General features: G+C 71.2%; 15 protein-coding genes and 1 tRNA gene. 10 read left to right on the top strand and 6 right to left on the bottom strand.

Annotation, left to right across the window (positions count from 1 at the left end; all coding sequences use genetic code 11):
* Positions 1-7 precede the first annotated feature (7 nt).
* Entirely contained in the window at positions 8-769 is a 762-nt protein-coding gene (locus tag EDD90_RS39875; protein ID WP_123977959.1) for an enoyl-CoA hydratase family protein, read from the bottom strand.
* A 101-nt stretch (positions 770-870) separates the two neighbouring features.
* On the opposite strand from EDD90_RS39875, the gene EDD90_RS39880 reads away from it, so the two are divergent.
* Both EDD90_RS39880 and EDD90_RS39885 read left to right on the top strand, forming a co-directional pair.
* Positions 871-1629, top strand: a complete 759-nt coding sequence (locus tag EDD90_RS39880; protein WP_260328434.1) for an SDR family oxidoreductase — start codon at positions 871-873, stop codon at positions 1627-1629.
* A 1-nt stretch (position 1630) separates the two neighbouring features.
* Entirely contained in the window at positions 1631-2536 is a 906-nt protein-coding gene (locus tag EDD90_RS39885; protein WP_123977960.1) for an SDR family oxidoreductase, read from the top strand.
* A 74-nt stretch (positions 2537-2610) separates the two neighbouring features.
* On the opposite strand, the gene EDD90_RS39890 is transcribed toward EDD90_RS39885, so the two are convergent.
* Complete coding sequence (locus EDD90_RS39890) at positions 2611-3501, bottom strand: hypothetical protein (protein ID WP_123977961.1); 891 nt, start codon at positions 3499-3501, stop codon at positions 2611-2613.
* Between the two features lie 154 nt (positions 3502-3655).
* Positions 3656-5407: a beta-galactosidase family protein gene (locus tag EDD90_RS39895; protein ID WP_123977962.1), complete on the bottom strand. Its 1752-nt coding sequence runs from the start codon at positions 5405-5407 to the stop codon at positions 3656-3658.
* A gap of 107 nt (positions 5408-5514) precedes the next feature.
* Here EDD90_RS39895 and EDD90_RS39900 point away from each other — a divergent pair, with 107 nt between their 5' ends.
* The 4 genes from EDD90_RS39900 (at position 5515) to EDD90_RS39915 (ending at position 10436) form a co-directional block, all read left to right on the top strand.
* Positions 5515-6417, top strand: a complete 903-nt coding sequence (locus tag EDD90_RS39900) for an AraC family transcriptional regulator (RefSeq protein WP_123982133.1) — start codon at positions 5515-5517, stop codon at positions 6415-6417.
* 34 nt (positions 6418-6451) lie between these two features.
* Positions 6452-6805: a chorismate mutase gene (locus tag EDD90_RS39905; protein WP_123977963.1), complete on the top strand. Its 354-nt coding sequence runs from the start codon at positions 6452-6454 to the stop codon at positions 6803-6805.
* A gap of 206 nt (positions 6806-7011) precedes the next feature.
* A complete protein-coding gene (pepN, locus tag EDD90_RS39910; RefSeq protein WP_123977964.1) occupies positions 7012-9495 on the top strand; it encodes an aminopeptidase N in 2484 nt (827 codons plus the stop codon).
* Positions 9496-9605: 110 nt separating this feature from the next.
* Positions 9606-10436: an NAD(P)H-binding protein gene (locus EDD90_RS39915; protein ID WP_123977965.1), complete on the top strand. Its 831-nt coding sequence runs from the start codon at positions 9606-9608 to the stop codon at positions 10434-10436.
* A 3-nt stretch (positions 10437-10439) separates the two neighbouring features.
* Here the strand turns inward: EDD90_RS39915 and EDD90_RS39920 are convergent, their stop codons facing one another.
* Positions 10440-10985, bottom strand: a complete 546-nt coding sequence (locus EDD90_RS39920; protein WP_260328436.1) for a GNAT family N-acetyltransferase — start codon at positions 10983-10985, stop codon at positions 10440-10442.
* A gap of 231 nt (positions 10986-11216) precedes the next feature.
* On the opposite strand from EDD90_RS39920, the gene EDD90_RS39925 reads away from it, so the two are divergent.
* The gene (locus EDD90_RS39925; RefSeq protein ID WP_123977966.1) at positions 11217-12575 is read left to right on the top strand and encodes an aminotransferase class V-fold PLP-dependent enzyme; all 1359 of its coding nucleotides are present in this window, start codon (positions 11217-11219) and stop codon (positions 12573-12575) included.
* Positions 12572-13984 (top strand): lysine N(6)-hydroxylase/L-ornithine N(5)-oxygenase family protein, encoded by a 1413-nt coding sequence (locus EDD90_RS39930; protein ID WP_123977967.1) that lies wholly within the window; start codon positions 12572-12574, stop codon positions 13982-13984. Before EDD90_RS39925 ends, EDD90_RS39930 begins: the two co-directional genes overlap by 4 nt.
* Before the next feature lie 41 nt (positions 13985-14025).
* Here EDD90_RS39930 and EDD90_RS39935 read toward each other — a convergent pair whose 3' ends face one another.
* On the bottom strand, positions 14026-15822 hold the full coding sequence (locus EDD90_RS39935) for a bifunctional UDP-sugar hydrolase/5'-nucleotidase (protein WP_123977968.1): 1797 nt from the start codon (positions 15820-15822) through the stop codon (positions 14026-14028).
* A gap of 254 nt (positions 15823-16076) precedes the next feature.
* Here EDD90_RS39935 and pyk point away from each other — a divergent pair, with 254 nt between their 5' ends.
* A complete protein-coding gene (gene pyk, locus EDD90_RS39940; RefSeq protein ID WP_123977969.1) occupies positions 16077-17513 on the top strand; it encodes a pyruvate kinase in 1437 nt (478 codons plus the stop codon).
* Positions 17514-17591: 78 nt separating this feature from the next.
* Here the strand turns inward: pyk and EDD90_RS39945 are convergent.
* A tRNA-Leu gene (locus tag EDD90_RS39945) sits at positions 17592-17666 on the bottom strand.
* Between the two features lie 100 nt (positions 17667-17766).
* Here EDD90_RS39945 and EDD90_RS39950 point away from each other — a divergent pair.
* Positions 17767-18423 carry an ANTAR domain-containing response regulator gene (locus EDD90_RS39950; RefSeq protein WP_123977970.1) on the top strand — a complete coding sequence of 219 codons (657 nt, stop codon included), beginning with the start codon at positions 17767-17769 and terminating at the stop codon, positions 18421-18423.
* Positions 18424-18557 lie beyond the last annotated feature (134 nt).

Genomic DNA, 18557 nt, shown 5'->3' on the forward strand with positions numbered 1-18557 from the left:
CGGCCTGTCAGTCGTTTTCGGCACTCCCAGCACCCTCCTTCCCGAAGGTGTCGCGGACCCGGTCGGCCACCCCGCTGAGGGCGGCCTCGAAGGTGAAGCCCTGTTCGAAGCGGTAGCTCCGCCGTATGTCGACGGGGTCGATACCGTTGATGGCGGCCTTGGCCAGCCGCAGCAGCCGGCCGTCCTTGGCCGCTATCTCCCGCGCCAACTCCATTGCGGTGGAGTCGAGTTCGTCGCGCGGCACGACCCGCCACACCGAGCCGTGCGCGTGCAGTTCGGCCGCGGTCGCCGTGCGCGAGGTGTAGTACAGCGTCCGCATCAGATGCGGCGGGACCAGGCGGGCCAGATGCGTGGCCGCGCCCAGGGCGCCCCGGTCCAGCTCGGGCAGCCCGAAAACGGCGTCCTCGCTCGCCACGATCGCGTCCGCGCTGCCCACCAGGCCTATTCCGCCGCCCAGGCAGAAGCCGTGCACCGCCGCCACCACCGGGGTCTCGCACTCGTACACCGCCGCGAAGGCCTCCGCGCAGCCGTGGTTGACGCCGAGCAGCGCGTCGTTCCCCTGCGCCTGTATCTCCTTGATGTCCACGCCCGCGTTGAAGCCGCGGCCCCGCGCGGTCAGCACGACACACCGGGTCCCGGGGTCGCGGCCCGCCACGCCGACGGCTTCCGCCAGCGCGAACCAACCGCGCACCGGGAGCGCGTTCACCGGCGGGAAGTCGACGGTGACGAGCGCGATTCCCTTTTCCGGACACGAGGTGGAGACACCCATGGACGCATCAGCTACCTTCGCACTCAGCTGCCTTTCCACCAAACATTTGTTAGGTGTGAGGCTTCGAAGCTAGCAGTCGGCGCAGACAAGCGGGAGGCCCTGTGGATAACTCGCTGAGCGGCAGGACTGTCGTCGTCACCGGCGGTACCAGGGGTGTGGGCGCCGGGATCGCGCAGGCCTTCGCCGAGGCCGGTGCCCATGTCGTGGTCTGTGCCCGCCGCCCGCCCGGACAACACCTCGACGGCATCGGGTTCACCCCCCTCGACCTGCGTGACCCACCCGCCGTACGCGCCTTCTTCGACGCCCTGCCCCGGGTCGACGTGCTCGTCAACAACGCGGGCGGCACCCCCTACCGGCGGCTCGCCGAAGCGGACGCCGAGCGGCATGCCCGGGTGATCGAGCTGAACCTCGTCACCCCGCTGACCGCCTCCCTCGCCGCGTACGAGCAGCTCAGACAGGCCAGGGGAGCGGTGGTGATGATCGGCAGCGTCAGCGGCGGCCGCCCCTCGCCCGGCTCCGCCGCCTACGGCGCGGCCAAGGCCGGACTGGAGAACCTCGCCCGCTCCATGGCCGTGGAATGGGCGCCGGAGGTCCGGGTCAACACGCTGGTCGTGGGCATGGTCCGCACCGAGCTGACCCACCTCCACTACGGCGGACAGGACGGCATCGACGCCGTCTCCCGCACCGTCCCGCTCGGCAGGCTCGCCGCCCCGTCCGACGTCGGCGCCGCCGCCGTCTTCCTCGCCTCCGACGCGGCCGCCTACATCAGCGGGGCGAGCCTGCTCGTGCACGGGGGCGGCGAGCGGCCGGCGTTCCTGGACGCGGCGACCGCCAACAAGCCATCGGACAAGGAGGACTGACATGAACGGAATCTGTGCGGGCCGGGTCGTCATCGTCACCGGCGCCGGGCGCGGCCTCGGCCGGGCCCATGCACTCGCCTTCGCCGCCGAGGGTGCCCGGGTCGTCGTCAACGACCTCGGTGTCGGCCTCGACGGCGTACCGGGTCCGGACAGTCCGGCCGGGGCCGTGGTGGACGAGATCCGGACGGCCGGCGGCGAGGCGGTGGCGCACGGCGGTGACATCGCGACGGCCGCCGGGGCCGAGTCCCTGGTGGCAGCGGCCCTGGACACGTACGGCCGGCTCGACACCCTCGTCAACAACGCCGGGTTCCTGCGCGACCGAATGCTCGTCAATCTCGGCGAGGACGACTGGGACGCGGTGATGCGGGTCCACCTCAAGGGCCACTTCCTGCCGCTGCGGCACGCGGCTGCGCACTGGCGGGCCGAGACCAAGGCGGGCCGGACGCCGGTCGCCCGGATCGTCAACACCAGCAGCGGGGCGGGCCTGCTGGGCTCGGTCGGGCAGGGCAACTACAGCGCCGCCAAGGCCGGCATCGTGGGCCTCACCCTGGTCGCGGCGGCGGAACTCGCCCGCTACGGCGTCCAGGTCAACGCCATCGCCCCGGCCGCCCGTACCCGGATGACCGAGCGTACGTTCGCCAGGACCATGGCCGCCCCCGACGCGGGCTTCGACGCCATGGCCCCCGAGAACGTCTCCCCGCTCGTCGTCTGGCTGGGCTCCGCCGCGAGCGCGGGCGTGACCGGGCGGGTGTTCGAGACGGAGGGCGGGCGGATCACCGTCATGGAGGGGTGGCGGCCGGGGCCGACCGCGGACAAGGGAGCCCGCCGGACCCCGGCCGAGGCGGGGGAGACGGCACTGAAACTGCTGGCCGAGGCGGCGGTACCGGGGGCGGTGTACGGGGCTTGAGGGAGGGGCGGGGCCCGGGTGTTGCTCTCCGGCACAGGCCTAGGTGTCACACTCCAGCACCGTCGGGCACGGGCCTAGGTGTCGCACTCCAGCACCGTCCGGCACAGCGAGCACCGCGCCCGTACCCGGCCCCGCACCGGCACCCTGATCCGCTGGTGGCAGGTCGGGCACGGGAACGAGACGCGCAGATGGCCGCCGCTGTCGGGGGTGAAGGTGTAGGGGGCGCCGGGCTGCGGGGACGGCGAGGTGGGGGCGTGGCGGCGGTCACGGGCGTAGCGGCGGCGGCCCGCCCACCCGGCCGCGCTCAGCGGCGGCTGCTCCCCGTCCTGGCGGGCCATGGCCATGCCCTTCTCGTACGCCGTGTAGGCCTGCGGGCTGGTGAACCACACCGAGGGGTCCTCGTGGAAGACGAGGGAGCGTTTGGCCAGGACGTAGCCGAACTCCTCCGGGGTGAGGTAGCCGAGCTTCTGGGACGCCTCCCCGTGCTCCCGGTAGGCGTCGAGCAGCAGCCAGCCGGCGCCCAGGTAGGTGGTCGCCGTGTCCGTGAGGATCTCGTTCTCCCGGGTGCTCGGGAAGGACAGGTCCAGGCGGTGCAGATAGACGTGCATCACCTCGTGGGCGAGCGCCGCGCCGATGTCCCTGCGGTGGGTGCGGAAACGGTCGTTCAGCTCGACGAAGTACTCGGGGCCCGCGGTGAGTTCGACGTTCGCCGCGTGGGTCATGTCCTTGAAGCCGACGATCATACGGGCGTCGGGCAGGCGGAAGTGCCGCACGATCTCGCGGGCGACGCGTTGTGAGCCGAGGCGGAGGTCGTCGGTGTCGCAGAACGCGACGTCGGCGGGGAGCACGCTGGTGGCGAAGGTCTGGACGGTGTCGTGCGACAGGCGGCGGTACAACGCCGTGATGGCGGCCCGCACGGTGTCCAGGTGCGGGTAGCCGTGTTCTACCGGGCCGCCGTTTGCCACGTCCCTTACCCCCACAGACGCCGCCGGAGTTTCCTTCCAGGGTATGCGGGGATGGCGGAGATCGGGGGCGGAGGGACGTGCGGACACCGCGGGCGTGTGGGGGTTGATCGCGCAGTTCCTCCCCCAGCCTTCGGCCGGGGGACCCCCAGCGCCCCTAAAGGGGCGCTATCCGTACCGTTCGCTGCCCGGTCTCCTGGAGTTCCAGGATCCACACCTCGTTCTCGCCCTCCTTCACGACCGGGCCAGGAACGTACAGCGACTCCTGCGGGCCCGCCGACCAGTAACGCCCCAGGTTGAAGCCGTTGACCCAGACGAAGCCCCGGGTCCAGCCGGGCAGTTCCACGCGTGCGTCACCGGCGTCGGCGACCGTCACCGTCCCCCGGTACAGACCCGGTGCGCCGTCCTCCGGAAGAGAGCCGAAGGGCACCGTCCCCACACCCCCCTCGAAGGCGTCCAGATCGAGCGCACGCGCGCGTACCCCATGCAGGAACTGGCGTTCGTGCAGGAGGCCGCCGGTGATGCCCTTCGTCTCACCCGAGCGGGGGCCGTAGTTGACGCGGCCCAGGGACTCCACCCAGAACTCCACGCGCGCGGGGCCCGCGATCGGCTCCTTGAGCTGGGGTTCCTCCTCGGTGAGGACCCCGACGCGCTCGCCGTCGACGTACACGACCGCCAGGTCGCGCAGGCCCCGCGCGGTGAGCGGGTACGGCTGGCGGGGTCCCGGGACGTCCACCTCGTAGCGGACCAGGCCACGGGCGATGTCCAGCTCCTCGAAGGTGGGCGGGACGGCGTGGACGCGTTCCGGGGTGCCCAGGGCCTCCAGGACGCTCGGCAGGGGCGCCCAGGAGGTCAGTTCCACGTGCGTGGCCGAAGCCGAAGAGGCCGGGGCGGGCGGCAGTTCGGGCAGCGGTCCGTCGTGGTACTCGGCGAGGACCTCGCGCAGGCGCCAGAACTTCTCCGTGGGGCGGCCGTACTCGTCGATCGGCGCGTCGTAGTCGTACGACGTCACGTCCGCCTCCAGCGGGCCCTCGTGCAGTTCGCCGCCGGGCCGGTTGGCGCCCGCCCAGCCGGCGAAGTTGGTGCCGCCGTGCGCCATGTAGACGTTGACCGACGCCCCGCACTCCAGGATCTCCCGCAGGGCCGCCGCCGCGTCGTCGGCGTCCCGTACGACGTGCTCGCCGCCCCAGTGGTCGAACCAGCCGCACCAGAACTCCATACACATCAGCGGGCCCTGCGGCTGGTGCCGGCGCAGGGTCTCGAAGGCCACGCGCGCGTGGGAGCCGAAGTTCACCGTCGCCAGCAGTCCGGGGACCGAGCCGCCGGTGAGCATGTGGTCCTCGGGGCCGTCCGAGGTGACCAGCGGCACCGTGACGCCCTCGGTGCGCAGCAGGCCGGTGAGGTGGGCCAGGTAGTCGGCGTCGGAGCCGTAGCTGCCGTACTCGTTCTCGACCTGCACCATGATCACCGGGCCGCCGCGGTCCAGCTGCCGGGACACGACCTCGGGCAGCAGGTGACGGAACCAGCGGTCCACGTATCCGAGGAATCGCTCGTCACGCGTGCGTGCCCGTGCGCCCAGCTCGCCCGTCACCCAGTGCGGCAGACCGCCGTTCTCCCACTCCGCGCAGATGTACGGCCCCGGCCGCACGATCGCCCACAGGCCCGCCTCCCGCGCCGCGTCCAGGAAACGGCCGAGCGCCCCGGCGTCCCGGAAGGTGCCCGGGTGCGGCTCGTGCAGGTTCCACGGCACGTACGTCTCCACGCAGTTCAGACCCATGGCGCGCAGCATCGCGAGCCGGTGGCCCCACTGCTCCTCGTGCACCCGGAAGTAGTGCAGCGCGCCGGACAGCAGCCGCACCGGCCGCCCGTCCAGCAGGAAATCCGTTTCGCCCACCGTGAAGTCGCTCATAGGCTCACTTTGGCCTGCTGGCGAGCGCCGAAACCATGGACAAAGATCGGCAGTACTTGGACGGAAGAGCCGACAGCAAGGAGCGCGCAGTGCCGGGTGGACCGCCGATCTTCCATACCTGGATGCGGTTCTTCACACCGGGCGCCGTGCACCGCCGGCTCGGCCTGGTCTGCTGGGGCGTCGGTCTGCAGTACGGCGCGGTGCCCGCCGTCGGCCCGCGCCTGCTGGAGCACCACGTCGCCGTGGTGATCAGCTCGGGCCGGGGCTGGTACCGCACGCCCGACGGGCGCAGTACCGCCGTCGTCGCGCCCGCGCTGGTGTGGCTCACGCCCGGCGTCCCGCACCACTACGGGCCCGACCCGGACAGCGGCTGGGACGAGGGCTTCGTGACCTTCACCGGGCCCGACACCGCGACCTACACGGAACTCGGCTACATCGAGCCCGAGCGGCCCGTGGTGCCCCTCGCGGACGCCACCGGCCCCCGGGACGTGATCGCCCGTATCGCCCGGGCCGCCCGGCAGGGCAACCCCCTCCTGGAGGTCGAGACCGGCGCCGCCGTCCACGAGCTGCTCGTCGCCCTGCGTCGCGCGCGTGCCGACCTCGCTCCGGACGGCGACCCGGTGCTGCACGCGCTCGCGCGCGACGCCTGCACCGGTATGACCGTCGCCGACCACGCGGCCCGGCACGGCATGACCCCCGCCGAACTGCGCACCGCCGTCCGCCGGGTCGCCGGCTGCAGTCCCAAGGACTATCTGATCGGTGTCCGGCTGGGCCGCGCCCAGGAACTCCTCGCCACCACCGGACTCTCCGTGGCCGCCGTCGCCCGCCGCGTCGGCTACGACGATCCGGCCTATTTCTCCCGCCTGTTCACCCGCCGGGTCGGCACGGCCCCCGTGCGCTTCCGTGCCCAGCAGGGCCGGGCCGTCCCCGACGACTGGAACGACGGACTCCAGGAGCCAGGCGAACCCGAACCGGGGCAGCCGGTGGCCGAACCCGCCGACGGCCCTTAGAGATCGCACGGCCGCCCCCTTAGGGTTGACGCCCATGACCACCAGCAACACCGGTACCGGTGACGTCGACCCTGCCGTCCGCGAGGAGCTCGCGCGGCTGCGCGACAGCATCGACAACATCGACGCGGCCGTCGTCCACATGCTCGCCGAACGCTTCAAGGCCACCCAGCAGGTCGGCCACCTCAAGGCGGTCCACCGGCTGCCCCCGGCCGACCCGGCCCGGGAGTCCCGGCAGATCGCCCGGCTGCGCGCCCTCGCCGAGAACGCCAAGCTCGACCCCGCCTTCGCCGAGAAATTCCTCAACTTCATCATCGCCGAGGTGATCAGACACCACGAGTCCATCGCCGAGGACACCGTCAACAACCAGGGGGCGGCGGACACGCACTGACCCGAAGCGCCCGCCGGATGCCTTGGCGAGCGCCCCGGTACCGCCGGGTGACCCCCGCGGTGACGAGGCGCTCGAACAGGTGCGCAAGGCGCAGGGCGGCGTCCACCAGCGCCGTCTCGGCCCGCACCGAGACCCCCGGGGCGGACATAAGCCGCGTACCGCTCCCACCACTGTGCGTTGTCAGAGTCATCAGGCAGCATGGCGGCATGTCCGTACTGACTCGCGACGAAGCGCAGAGCCGCGCCGAGCTCCTCGACGTCCACCGCTACACGATCGACCTCGACCTGACCACCGGGGACGAGACCTTCGACTCCCGTACCGTGATCAGGTTCACGGCCCGGTCCGACGGCGACACCTTCGTCGAGATGAAGCCCACCGAGCTGCGCGCCGTCACCCTCGACGGACAGCCCCTCGACCCCGAGACGCTGGACCAGGACCGGCTGCCCCTGAAGAACCTCGCCGCCGGGGAACACGAGCTGCGCGTCGACGCCACGATGCGCTACTCCCGCACCGGCGAGGGCATGCACCGCTTCACCGACCCCACGGACGACCGGACGTACGTCTACACGCAGCTGTTCATGGACGACGTGCAGCGCGTCTTCGCCGCCTTCGACCAGCCCGACCTGAAGGCCGTCTTCGAGCTGACCGTCACCGCTCCCGAAGGGTGGACCGTCCTCGCCAACGGCGTCACCGAGCACCTCGGCGAGGGCCGCTGGCGGGCCGCCGCCACCCCGCTGATCTCCACCTACCTGGTCGCCGTCGCCGCCGGCCCCTGGCACTCCGTGCGCACCGAGCACCGCGGACTGCCCTTCGGCATCCACTGCCGCCGCTCCCTCGCGCCCCACCTGGACGCCGACGCCGAGGAACTCCTCGACATCACGCGCGCGTGCTACGACCGCTACCACGAGAAGTTCGAGGAGCCCTACCCGTTCGACTCCTACGACCAGGCGTTCGTCCCCGAGTTCAACGCCGGTGCCATGGAGAACCCCGGCCTGGTCACCTTCCGCGACGAGTTCGTCTACCGCTCCGCCGTCACCGACACCGAGCGGCAGACCCGCGCGATGGTCATCGCCCACGAGATGGCCCACATGTGGTTCGGCGACCTCGTCACCCTCCGCTGGTGGGACGACATCTGGCTGAACGAGTCCTTCGCCGAGTACATGGGCTACCAGACCCTCACCGAGGCCACCCGGTTCACGGACACCTGGGTCGACTTCGGCGTGGCCCGCAAGGCCTGGGGCTACGACGCCGACCAGCGCCCCTCCACCCACCCGGTCGCCCCCGAGGCCGTCGACGACACCGCCGCGGCCCTGCTCAACTTCGACGGCATCTCCTACGCCAAGGGCGCCTCCGCGCTGCGCCAACTGGTCGCATGGATGGGCGAGAAGGACTTCCTCGCCGGCATCAACATCCACTTCCAGCGGCACCGGTTCGGCAACGCCACCCTCGCCGACTTCATCGACTCCCTCGCCGCCGCCACCGAACGCGACGTGCACGCCTGGGCCGACACCTGGCTGCGCACCACCGGCGTCGACACCCTCACCCCGGTCCTGGACACCGCCCCCGACGGCACCCGCACCCTCACCGTCGAGCGCACCGGCAGCCGCCCGCACCACATCAGCATCGGCGTCTACGACCAAGACCTCGCCGACGAGGGCCGGTTCACCCTGCGCGAGCGCATCGACCTCGACATCCCGCAGACCGCCCCGCAGCCCCTGGGCAAGCGCCCCGCCCTCCTCCTGCTCAACGACGGCGACCTGACCTACGCCAAGGTCCGCTTCGACGCCGAGTCCGCCGCCACCGTCCGCGCCCACCTCTCCGGCCTGCCCGACCCGCTCACCCGCGCGGTGGTGTGGAACGCACTGCGGGACGCGGTCCGCGACGGCGAACTCCCGGCCGCCGCATACCTGGAGACCGCCCGCGTCCATCTCCCGCACGAGACCGACCTCGCCCTCGTCCAGGGCGTACTCGCCTTCACCGCGGTCCATGTCGTCGACCGGTACCTCACGCCGGAGGAGCGCCCGGCCGCGCTCGCCACCGTCTCCGCCCTGTGCCGCGACTTCATCCGGCGCACCGAGGACGGCGACAACCCCGGCCTGCGCCTGATCGCCGTACGGCACTTCATCCGTGCCGCCGCCCACCCCGACACCATCGCCGCCTGGCTCGCCGAGGGCACCGTGCCCGGCGGCCCCGAGCTCGACCCCGAGCTGCGCTGGCGCATCATGGGCCGGCTCGCCGTCCTCGGCGCCGTCGACGAGGACCGGATCGCCGCCGAGCTGGCGCGCGACCCCAGTGCCAGCGGCCAGGAGGGCGCCGCCCGCTGCCGGGCCGCACTGCCCGACCCCGAGGCCAAGCGCAGGGCCTGGGAGGCGATGTTCAACGGCGACGACCTGTCCAACTACCTGTTCGCGGCCACGGCCCAGGGCTTCTGGCACCCCGAACAGGCCGACCTGGTCCGGGAGTACGTGCCGCGCTACTACCGGGACGCGGTCGCCGTCGCCGCCCGCCGCGGCCCCGCCATCGCCATGGCCGCGGGCCGCGAGGCCTTCCCCGCCCACGCCGTCGACGCCGAGAACCTCGCCCTCGGCCGGGACTGTCTGCGCGACGCCGGCCCGGCCGCGGCCCTGCGCCGCCGCCTGATCGACGAACTCGACGATCTGGAAAGGGCGTTGCGGGTCCGCGGGGCGTAGGACGACGGATGTAGGACGACACGGGCGCGGCTGGTCCCTGATGACGATGCGGGGGCCGGCCGCCGCTCCTAGGCTCGGTGGCCAAGAGCACTGAACCGAGGGAGAGATCCGTGATCGTAGTCACCGGTGCCACCGGCAACGTCGGCCGTGCCCTGGTCGGGCGGCTCGTCGCCGGCGGGCACGCCGTGCGGGCGCTCACCCGCGAGCCGGAACGGGCCGGACTGCCCGACAAGGCCGAGGTGGTGAAGTACCGGCCGGACGACCAGGCCGGCCTCTTCGAGGGGGCGACCGGACTCTTCCTGTACGTCCAGGGCGCCGGCGGCCGGATGCCCGAACTCCTGGACGCGGCCCGCACGGCCGGGGTGCGGCACGTCGTGCTGCTCTCCTCCGGAATCATCAAGGAGGGCGCCGACGAGACCCACCCGATCCACGTCATGCACGCCACCGCCGAGCGGCAGATCCGTGACAGCGGTCTCGCCTGGACGTTTCTGCGCCCCAACGCGTTCGCCACCAACGCCCTCCAGTGGGCACCCCAGATCCGCGCCGGGAACACCGTCCGCGGTGTCTTCGCCGGGATGCTCACGGCACCCATCCACGAGGACGACATCGCCGCCGTCGCGGAACGCGCCCTCCTCGACGAAGGCCACGAGGGCGCGGCCCACCGCCTCACCGGCCTCGCCGCCACCAGCAACACCGACCAGATCGCCGCGATCGGCCGGGCCGTCGGCCGGGATCTCACCTTCGTCGAGGTGGAGCCGGAGGAGGCGGCACCGCTGTTCCCGGGAACCCCGCCGGAGTTCCTCCAGGGCCTCCTGAAGACCTTCGCGGCCACCGTGGGCGTGCCCCCGGAGATCACCACCACCGTCGAGGACGTCACCGGCAGCCCGGCCCGCACCTTCGGGCAGTGGGCCGACGACCACGCCGCCGACTTCCTCTCCTGAGCCTCAGGGGGCGGGCCGCAGCTCCGCCCTGCGCACCCCGCCCTCCCGAGGCCCCGCCCGCCGGTTGCCCACCTCGGCCGCCCGGGGTGCCTCCGCCCCCAGCGTGAAGCCCAGGCGCTCCAGGAAACGCTCCCCGGAGCGCCACCCCGGCGGCACGCTCGTCGTCACCAGCGACACCCCCTCGGCGTGCGCGAGCAGCGACTCGGCCAGCGCCCGCCCCAGGCCCCGCCCCCGCGCCCAGGGCGCCAGCAGGAACAGCCCCACCGCGACCGCGCCGGGCACCGGATGGTTCCGTACGGCGTCCACCAGGCCCGAGACGACACCGTCCCGCTCCAGCACCAGCAGCACCTTGTCGTCCGGGTCGGCGCCCTCGGGCAGCCCGTAGAACAGGCTCTGCACATCACCGGGCCCCGACGGCAGCCCCGTCGCCGCCACGAACCAGTCCTCGCACGCCTCGAACAGGTCCAGCAGCGGTACCTCGTCCGAGGGCAGCGGCTCCCGCACCACCACCCGCTCACCGGGTACGTCGATCATCCATGCGTCAACCACGCGATCGACGTTAGCCCCGGTCAGCCCAGGTCTCAACGGCCCTTCGCGGCTTGGCCGGACCGCTCGGAGCACATCGCGCGGGCGCAGCGCCCCAACATGTTTTCCCCGCACGGCAGTACCCACTTTCGGGTTCCGATCGTTGGGCTTTATGGGCGCGCAGACCCAATCCCGTACAAGCTGGAACTCCCGCTGCGGACAACCCCCTTCGGCGAGTGCCCCCGAGGAGAGCCCATGAGCATGCCGCCCCTCGCATCCGGACCCCAGGGCCCCGACGCCCTGAGGCCTCTGCTGGACACCGTGCTCGACGCGCTGCGCGAGGGCGGCCGGGGGCGCGGCGGGCCGCTGCCCGCGGGCGGGCCGGAGGCGGTCGTGGAGCGGATCGCGGACGCCGTGGGGGACGTACTCCCGGACGACGGCGACCCGGATGCCCTGCGCACTCTGGTGACCGCCCTCGCCGAAGGCGCCGCCGACCCGGCCGACCCGCTGTGCGCGGCGCATCTGCACTGCCCGCCGCTCGCCGTCGCCACCGCCGCCGACCTCGCCGCGAGTACCCTCAACCCCTCCCTGGACTCCTGGGACCAGGCCCCGGCCGCCTCCGCCCTGGAGGCCTTGGTCACCCGTACCCTCGCCCACACCATCGGCCTCTCCGACGCCGTGGTCACCACCGGCGGCACCGAGTCCAACCAGCTCGCCCTGCTGCTCGCCCGCGAGGCCTCCGGCGGCGGTGTCCAGCTGGTCTGCGGGGCCAACGCCCACCACTCACTGCCGCGCGCCGCCTGGCTGCTCGGCCTGCCCGACCCCGTCGTCGTCCCCGCCCCGAACGGCATCCTCGACCCGTCCGCCCTGCACGACGCCCTCACCCGGCTGCCCCGGCCCCTGCTGGTCGCCGCCACCGCGGGCACCACCGACGCCGGGCTCATCGACCCGCTCCCCGAGATCGCCGGCCTGTGCGCGGCGCACGGCGCCCGGCTGCACATCGACGCCGCCTACGGGGGCGGCCTCGCCTTCAGCGACCGGCACCGGGACAAGCTCGCCGGCCTGGAGCGCGCCCACACCGTCACCCTCGACCTGCACAAACTCGGCTGGCAGCCGGTCGCCGCCGGCCTCCTCGCCGTCGCCCGCCCGACCGAGCTGGGCGTACTCCACCACCGCGCGGACTACCTCAACGCCGACGACGACACCGAGGCCGGCTACCCCGACCTGCTCGGCCGCTCGCTGCGCACCACGCGGCGCCCCGACGTCCTCAAGATCGCGGTCACCCTCAAGACCCTGGGGCGCAGCGGACTCGGCGCCCTGGTCGACCAGGTGTGCCTGAAAGCCAGGGAGTTCGCGGCGCTCGTCCGCGAGCACCCCGGCTTCGAGCTCCACGACCGGCCGAACATCAGCACCGTGCTGTTCCGCCCCGCCGGAGCCACCGACGACGATGTCGCCGACGTACGGCGCAGGCTGCTGCACGACGGCCGGGCCGTACTCGGCCGGGCCCGGATCGACGGCCGGCTCTGGCTCAAGGCCACCCTCCTCAACCCCCACACCCGGCCGGACGAACTGGCCCTTCTCCTCAAACTCGTGGAAGGAACCACCCCCAGATGACCAACCCCCCACGCCACGAGCCCGAAGCACCCCGCGACCTCGTCGGCATCGGTGTCGGACCGTCCAACCTCTCCCTCGCCGCCCTCGCCCACCCGCTCGCCGAACTCGACGCCGTCTTCTACGAACAGCGCCCCGGTTTCGACTGGCACCCCGGGCTGCTGATCGACGGCGCCACCATCCAGGTGCCGTTCCTCGCCGACCTGGTGACCCTCGCCGACCCCGCCAACCCGTGGTCGTTCCTCAACTACCTCAAGGCCCGCGACCGGCTCTTCCCGTTCTACTTCGCCGAGCGCTTCCACATCCGGCGCGCCGAGTACGACGCCTACTGCCGCTGGGTCGCCGAGAACCTCCCCGGACTGCGCTTCTCCCACCAGGTCGACGCCGTCCGCTGGAACTCCGAACGCGACCTGTTCGAGGTCGACTTCACCCAGCTCGACGCCGAGGGGGAGGCCCAGTCCCTCGGACGTGCGTATACGAAGAACGTCGTGCTCGGGGTCGGGACCGTCCCCCATGTGCCCGATCCGCTCAGACCGCTGGCGGAGCAGCAGGGCGTGCCCGTCGTGCACGCCGCCGACTACCTCGACCACCGCGAGGCCTTCCTGGCCGCCGAGCACGTCACCGTGGTCGGCTCCGGGCAGTCCGGCGCCGAGGTCTTCCTCGACCTGCTCCGCCACCGGCCCGCGGGTCGCGAGAAGCTGCACTGGATCGGCCGCAGCGAGGCGTTCGCGCCCATGGAGTACAGCAAGCTCGGCCTGGAGCACTTCACCCCCGACTACACCCGCTACTTCCACGCCCTCGGCGAGCCCGTCCGGGACCGGCTCGTCGCCTCCCAGTGGCAGCTGCACAAGGGCATCGACGCCGACACCATCGCCGCCATCCACGACGAGCTGTACCGCCGTACCCTGCACGGGGGCTGGCCCGACGCCGTCCTCACCCCGGGCGTCCAGGTCCGAACGGCCGGACGGATCGCCACCACCAAGGTCGAACTCCACCTCGAACACGTCCAGCAGGGCAGTCGCTCCCGGCTCACCACCGACGCCGTCGTCCTGGCCACCGGCTACCGCGAGCGCCCCCTCGGCCGGCTGCTCGCCGGACTCGACCCCTATCTGCGCCGCGACAACAGCGAACGCCCGTGCGTGGACGAGCGGTTCCGGCTCGTCCTCGACCCGTCGGTGACCGGATCGGCCTACGTCCAGAACGCCGAACTCCACAGCCATGGCGTCGGCGCCCCCGACCTGGGCCTCGCCGCCTGGCGCAGCGCCACCATCCTCAACTCCGTGACCGGGAAGGACCCGTACCCGCTGCCCGCCCGCACGGCCTTCACCAGCTTCGGCCTGGAACAGCACGGGGAGCGGGTCCCGACGCAACACCGGCAGCAGCCGTTGCAGCTCACCCCGTTGGCCGACTGAGGGAAGGGCGCCGGCCCCGGGGCCGGCGCCCTTCGGGCGGCTCAGAAGACCGGCGTGCCGTTCCGCGTCAGCTTCCAGTCCACCGACGCGAAGTCCTTCGGGTCCAGCACGCCCTTGGCGGTCACCCACTCCGCGATCCGGGTGCGGATCTCCGTCGACTCCGACCACAGCTCCTTGGCCGAGGCGACGTACGGGAACGCGCCGCCGCCGTTGGCGCGGTAGTTGTTGACCGCGAGCACGAACTGCTGCGCGTCGTCCAGGGCGGCACCGTCGTAGGTCAGGTTCCTGATCCGCGACCCGGCCGCCTGGGCGATGTCGATCTCGTACCTCAGGCCCGAGACGTAGTCGTAGTTGTAGTCCGGGCGGTTGTTGGCGTTGGTCAGCTTCTCCACGTCGACGGCCGCGTCCGCCGCCGTCTGCACGAAGTACTCCGCCGAGTACTCCAGGTACGCGCGGATCTGCACGCCCGTCATCAGCTTCGCGACCAGCGTGTTGTCGTACACGTACAGGCTCGACAGGTCCCGGATGGTCACGTTGCCGGCCGGGATCTCCGACGTCCGCGAGAACGGCGAGGCCTGCGCGATCACCGGCAGCGCGGCGTACTCGGTGCCCGTCAGGGCCGCCTTGACCACATCCTCCTGGACCTTGGTGATCAGGTCGATGATCGGGGCGTCCTTGTAACGGGCGTCGACCGTGGTGAGGGTGTCGGTCGCGGTGCCGACGACCTGGTTGACGTATGCGACGACCTTCGCGTGCTCGTCCTTGAGAAGGCGGGTGATCTTCGGGTCGTCGGCGACCGTGTTGGAGTTCAGCAGTGAGGCCGCGACCGACTCGACCTCCCACCTGCCCTTGCTGAACACCAGCTCGACGTCGAAGAGGGCGAGGCGCTCGGCGTAGCACAGCGGCTCGGAGAGCACGACGGTCTTGCCGGTGGCCTCGTTGGTGACCTTCAGCTCCGGGATCTCCACGTGCGCGTGGCCGACCAGGATCGCGTCGATGCCCGGCACCTGCCTTGCGACGTTGGCGGCCGCGTTCTCGACGTACGGCACCTGGTCGCCGTAGGAGGAGGTGCCGGAGGAACCGGAGTGGGCCGAGACCACGACCACGTCGGCGCCCAGCGCCTTCAGCTTCGGCACCCACTTCGCGGCCTGCTCCTCCAGACCGGGGAAGGCCAGCTTGCCCTGGACATAGGCCTTGTCCCAGATGGCGATGCCCGGGTTGGTCAGGCCGAGGACGGCGACCTTGACCGGCGGGGCGCCCGGGACGTGGAACTGCTTGACGAAGTACGGCGGGAAGGCGGGCTTGAGGGTCTTGGCGTCGACCGCGTTGGCGCCGAGCAGCGGGAAGCGCAGCTGGTCCTCGAACTTGCGCAGGGTCTCGATGCCGTAGTTGAACTCGTGGTTGCCGAGCGCCGCAGCGTCGTACCCGATCGCGTTCATGGCCTGCGCCATCGGGTGCACCGGGCCGCCCTTGGCGGTGATCGGGTCGACCTTGGCGTAGTAGTACGTCAGCGGGGTGCCCTGGATGGTGTCACCGGCGTCCAGGAGCAGCGTGTTGCAGCGGCCCTTCTCCTTGCGTACCTGCTCGACCAGGGTGGAGATGCGTGCCAGGCCCATCGCGTTGCCGGCCTTGTCGGAGTACTCCGCGTCCTTGAAGTAGTCCCAGTTGAAGACATGCCCGTGCAGGTCGGTGGTGCCCATGACGGTGAGGGAGTAGCGCTTGGCAGGCTTCGGCGGGCGCGGCGCGGCCTGTGCCGGAGCCGCCGCCGCACCGGCGACCGCCACTCCCGCCCCGGTGGCGGCGGACTTCTTCAGGAACTTCCGGCGGTTCAAGGGCATCTCTGCTTCTCCTCGGGAAACGGTCAACGACGCGCGTAGATTCTGACCCGGACATGACCGACATCAAAAGGTCCTGGAGGTTGCGATCTGGTGACCTGATCGGTGAATCGGCGGCCGCATTCAACAAGTGCGAGATGCTCATAGGAGCGGGGCACCGCACAATTCAACACTTGTCAATAGGCCTTCACGCAAAGGTTGTTGGGTCGTCATGTAGCGCCAATTCTCTACCCGTCGGTAAGGCCTAGGCTCGAACCATGCGCCGAGCAAAGATCGTTTGTACTCTGGGGCCCGCCACCGACTCGTACGACCAGATCAAGGCACTGGTCGAGGCCGGAATGGACGTCGCCCGATTCAACCTCAGTCACGGCGGCTACGCCGAGCACGAGGAGCGTTACCGGCGGGTGCGCAAGGCCTCCGACGAGACCGGTCGCAGCGTCGGGATGCTCGCCGACCTTCAAGGCCCGAAGATTCGGCTCGGCCGTTTCACCGAGGGGCCCGTACTCCTCGAACGCGGTGACACGTTCGTCATCACGGTGGAGGAGGGCGCCGAGGGCGACCGCGGCCAGTGCGGAACGACGTACGCGGGCCTGGCCGGCGACGTCACCCCCGGTGAGCGTGTCCTCGTCGACGACGGCAAGGTCTGCCTGGAGGTCACCCACGTCGACGGCCCCCGGGTGCACACCACGGTCATCGAGGGCGGCATGGTCTCCGACCACAAGGGCCTCAACCTCCCCGGTGTCGCCGTCTCCGTGCCCGCACTCTCCAAGAAGGACGAGGAGGACCTGCGCTGGGCGCTGCGCACCGGCTTCGACGTCATCGCCCTCTCCTTCGTGCGCAGCGGCCGCGACGTCCTGGATGTCCACCGCATCATGGACGAGGAGGACCGCCGCCTCCCGGTGATCGCCAAGGTCGAGAAGCCGCAGGCCGTCGAGAACATCGACGACATCGTGGCGGCCTTCGACGGCATCATGGTCGCGCGCGGCGACCTGGGCGTGGAGATGCCCCTGGAGCAGGTGCCGATCGTCCAGAAGCGTGCCGTCAAGCTCGCCAAGCGCAACGCCAAGCCGGTCATCGTCGCCACCCAGATGCTCGACTCGATGATCGACAACTCCCGCCCCACCCGTGCCGAGGCCTCCGACGTCGCCAACGCGGTCATCGACGGCACGGACGCGGTGATGCTCTCGGGCGAGACCAGCGTCGGCAAGTACCCGATCGAGACCGTGCGCACCATGGCGAAGATCGTCGAGGCCGCGGAGGAGGACATCCTCGCCAAGGGCCTGCCGGAGCTGACCGAGAGCAACAAGCCCCGCACCCAGGGCGGCGCGGTCGCCCGGGCCGCTGCCGAGATGGGCGACTTCCTGGGTGCGAAGTTCCTGGTCGCGTTCACCCAGTCGGGAGACACGGTCCGCCGGCTCTCCCGCTACCGTTCGCCGATCCCGCTGCTCGCCTTCACCCCGGAACCGGCCACCCGATCCCAGCTCAACCTCACCTGGGGCGTCGAGACCTTCCTCGGCCCGCACGTGGACTCGACGGACAAGATGGTCGACCAGGTCGACGAACTGCTGCTGAAGTACGGGCGCTGCGAGAAGGGCGACATCGTGGTCATCACGGCGGGCTCCCCGCCCGGAGTCTCCGGCTCGACCAACATGGTCCGGGTGCACCACATCGGCGAGGACGACAGCCCCAAGTGACGCCGATGGGCCCCTCCGTCAAACGGAGGGGCCCATCATTTACACGAATTTATTGCGACCTTGGAATCCAAGGAAAAGTGCCCCGGGTCGGACTCGAACCGACACTGTACGGGTTTTGAATCCGTTGCCTGCTGCCAATTGGGCTACCGGGGCTCGAAGAATCAAAGGTTATCCCCGACCCTCCGCGCGTCCACCATACCGTAGCTAGGTAGGCTCTTGTCAGCAGTACCCCTGCCCTGAACGAGGAGCCCCAGTGACCGCCGCCGAGTCGCCCCAGCCAGTCGACGCACCCGACGACGACAAGTCGCACGTGCCTCCGCTGACGACACGTGTCGTCATTGCCGAGGACGAGGCCCTGATCCGGCTCGACCTGAAAGAGATGTTGGAAGAGGAGGGGTACACCGTCGTCGGCGAGGCCGGTGACGGCGAGCAGGCCGTGGAACTCGCCCGCGAGCACCGCCCCGACCTGGTCATTCTCGACGTCAAGATGCCCAAGCTGGACGGTATCTCGGCGGCCGAGAAGATCGCCGAGGAGTCCATCGCCCCGGTCCTGATGCTCACCGCCTTCTCGCAGCGCGACCTGGTCGAGCGGGCGCGTGACGCCGGTGCGATGGCGTACCTCGTCAAGCCGTTCAGCAAGAGCGATGTCGTCCCCGCGATCGAGATGGCCGTCTCCCGCTTCAGCGAGCTGAAGCAGTTGGAGGCGGAGGTCGCCGACCTCACCCAGCGCCTGGAGACCCGCAAGCTGGTCGACCGCGCGAAGTCCATCCTCCAGACCGAGTACGGCCTGACCGAGCCGGCCGCGTTCCGCTGGATCCAGAAGACGTCGATGGACCGCCGCATGTCGATGCAGCAGGTCGCGGAGGCGGTCATCGCGGACAGCCAGGAGAAGAAGTCCAACAAGGGCTGACCCGCACACGTACGAACGCCAAGGCCCGTGCTCCGGAGAAGGGAGCACGGGCCTTTGTGACGCTGTTGAGGGGCAGCGCCCCTTCAGGGGCGCGGGGCTGTTGTCGATTTGCGGCTACCGCCGCGTGGGACCAG

The organism is Streptomyces sp. Ag109_O5-1 (genome assembly GCF_003814875.1).
In the GTDB taxonomy this organism is placed as follows: domain Bacteria; phylum Actinomycetota; class Actinomycetes; order Streptomycetales; family Streptomycetaceae; genus Streptomyces; species Streptomyces sasae.

Bases quoted from the DNA above. Each gene is read 5' to 3' on its own strand.
- pepN (WP_123977964.1), top strand. From the start codon at position 7,012: ATGTCCGTACTGACTCGCGACGAAGCGCAGAGCCGCGCCGAGCTCCTC.
- EDD90_RS39925 (WP_123977966.1), top strand. From the start codon at position 11,217: ATGAGCATGCCGCCCCTCGCATCCGGACCCCAGGGCCCCGACGCCCTG.
- EDD90_RS39905 (WP_123977963.1), top strand. From the start codon at position 6,452: ATGACCACCAGCAACACCGGTACCGGTGACGTCGACCCTGCCGTCCGC.
- EDD90_RS39935 (WP_123977968.1), bottom strand. From the start codon at position 15,822: ATGCCCTTGAACCGCCGGAAGTTCCTGAAGAAGTCCGCCGCCACCGGG.
- EDD90_RS39885 (WP_123977960.1), top strand. From the start codon at position 1,631: ATGAACGGAATCTGTGCGGGCCGGGTCGTCATCGTCACCGGCGCCGGG.
- EDD90_RS39930 (WP_123977967.1), top strand. From the start codon at position 12,572: ATGACCAACCCCCCACGCCACGAGCCCGAAGCACCCCGCGACCTCGTC.
- pyk (WP_123977969.1), top strand. From the start codon at position 16,077: ATGCGCCGAGCAAAGATCGTTTGTACTCTGGGGCCCGCCACCGACTCG.
- EDD90_RS39895 (WP_123977962.1), bottom strand. From the start codon at position 5,407: ATGAGCGACTTCACGGTGGGCGAAACGGATTTCCTGCTGGACGGGCGG.
- EDD90_RS39875 (WP_123977959.1), bottom strand. From the start codon at position 769: ATGGGTGTCTCCACCTCGTGTCCGGAAAAGGGAATCGCGCTCGTCACC.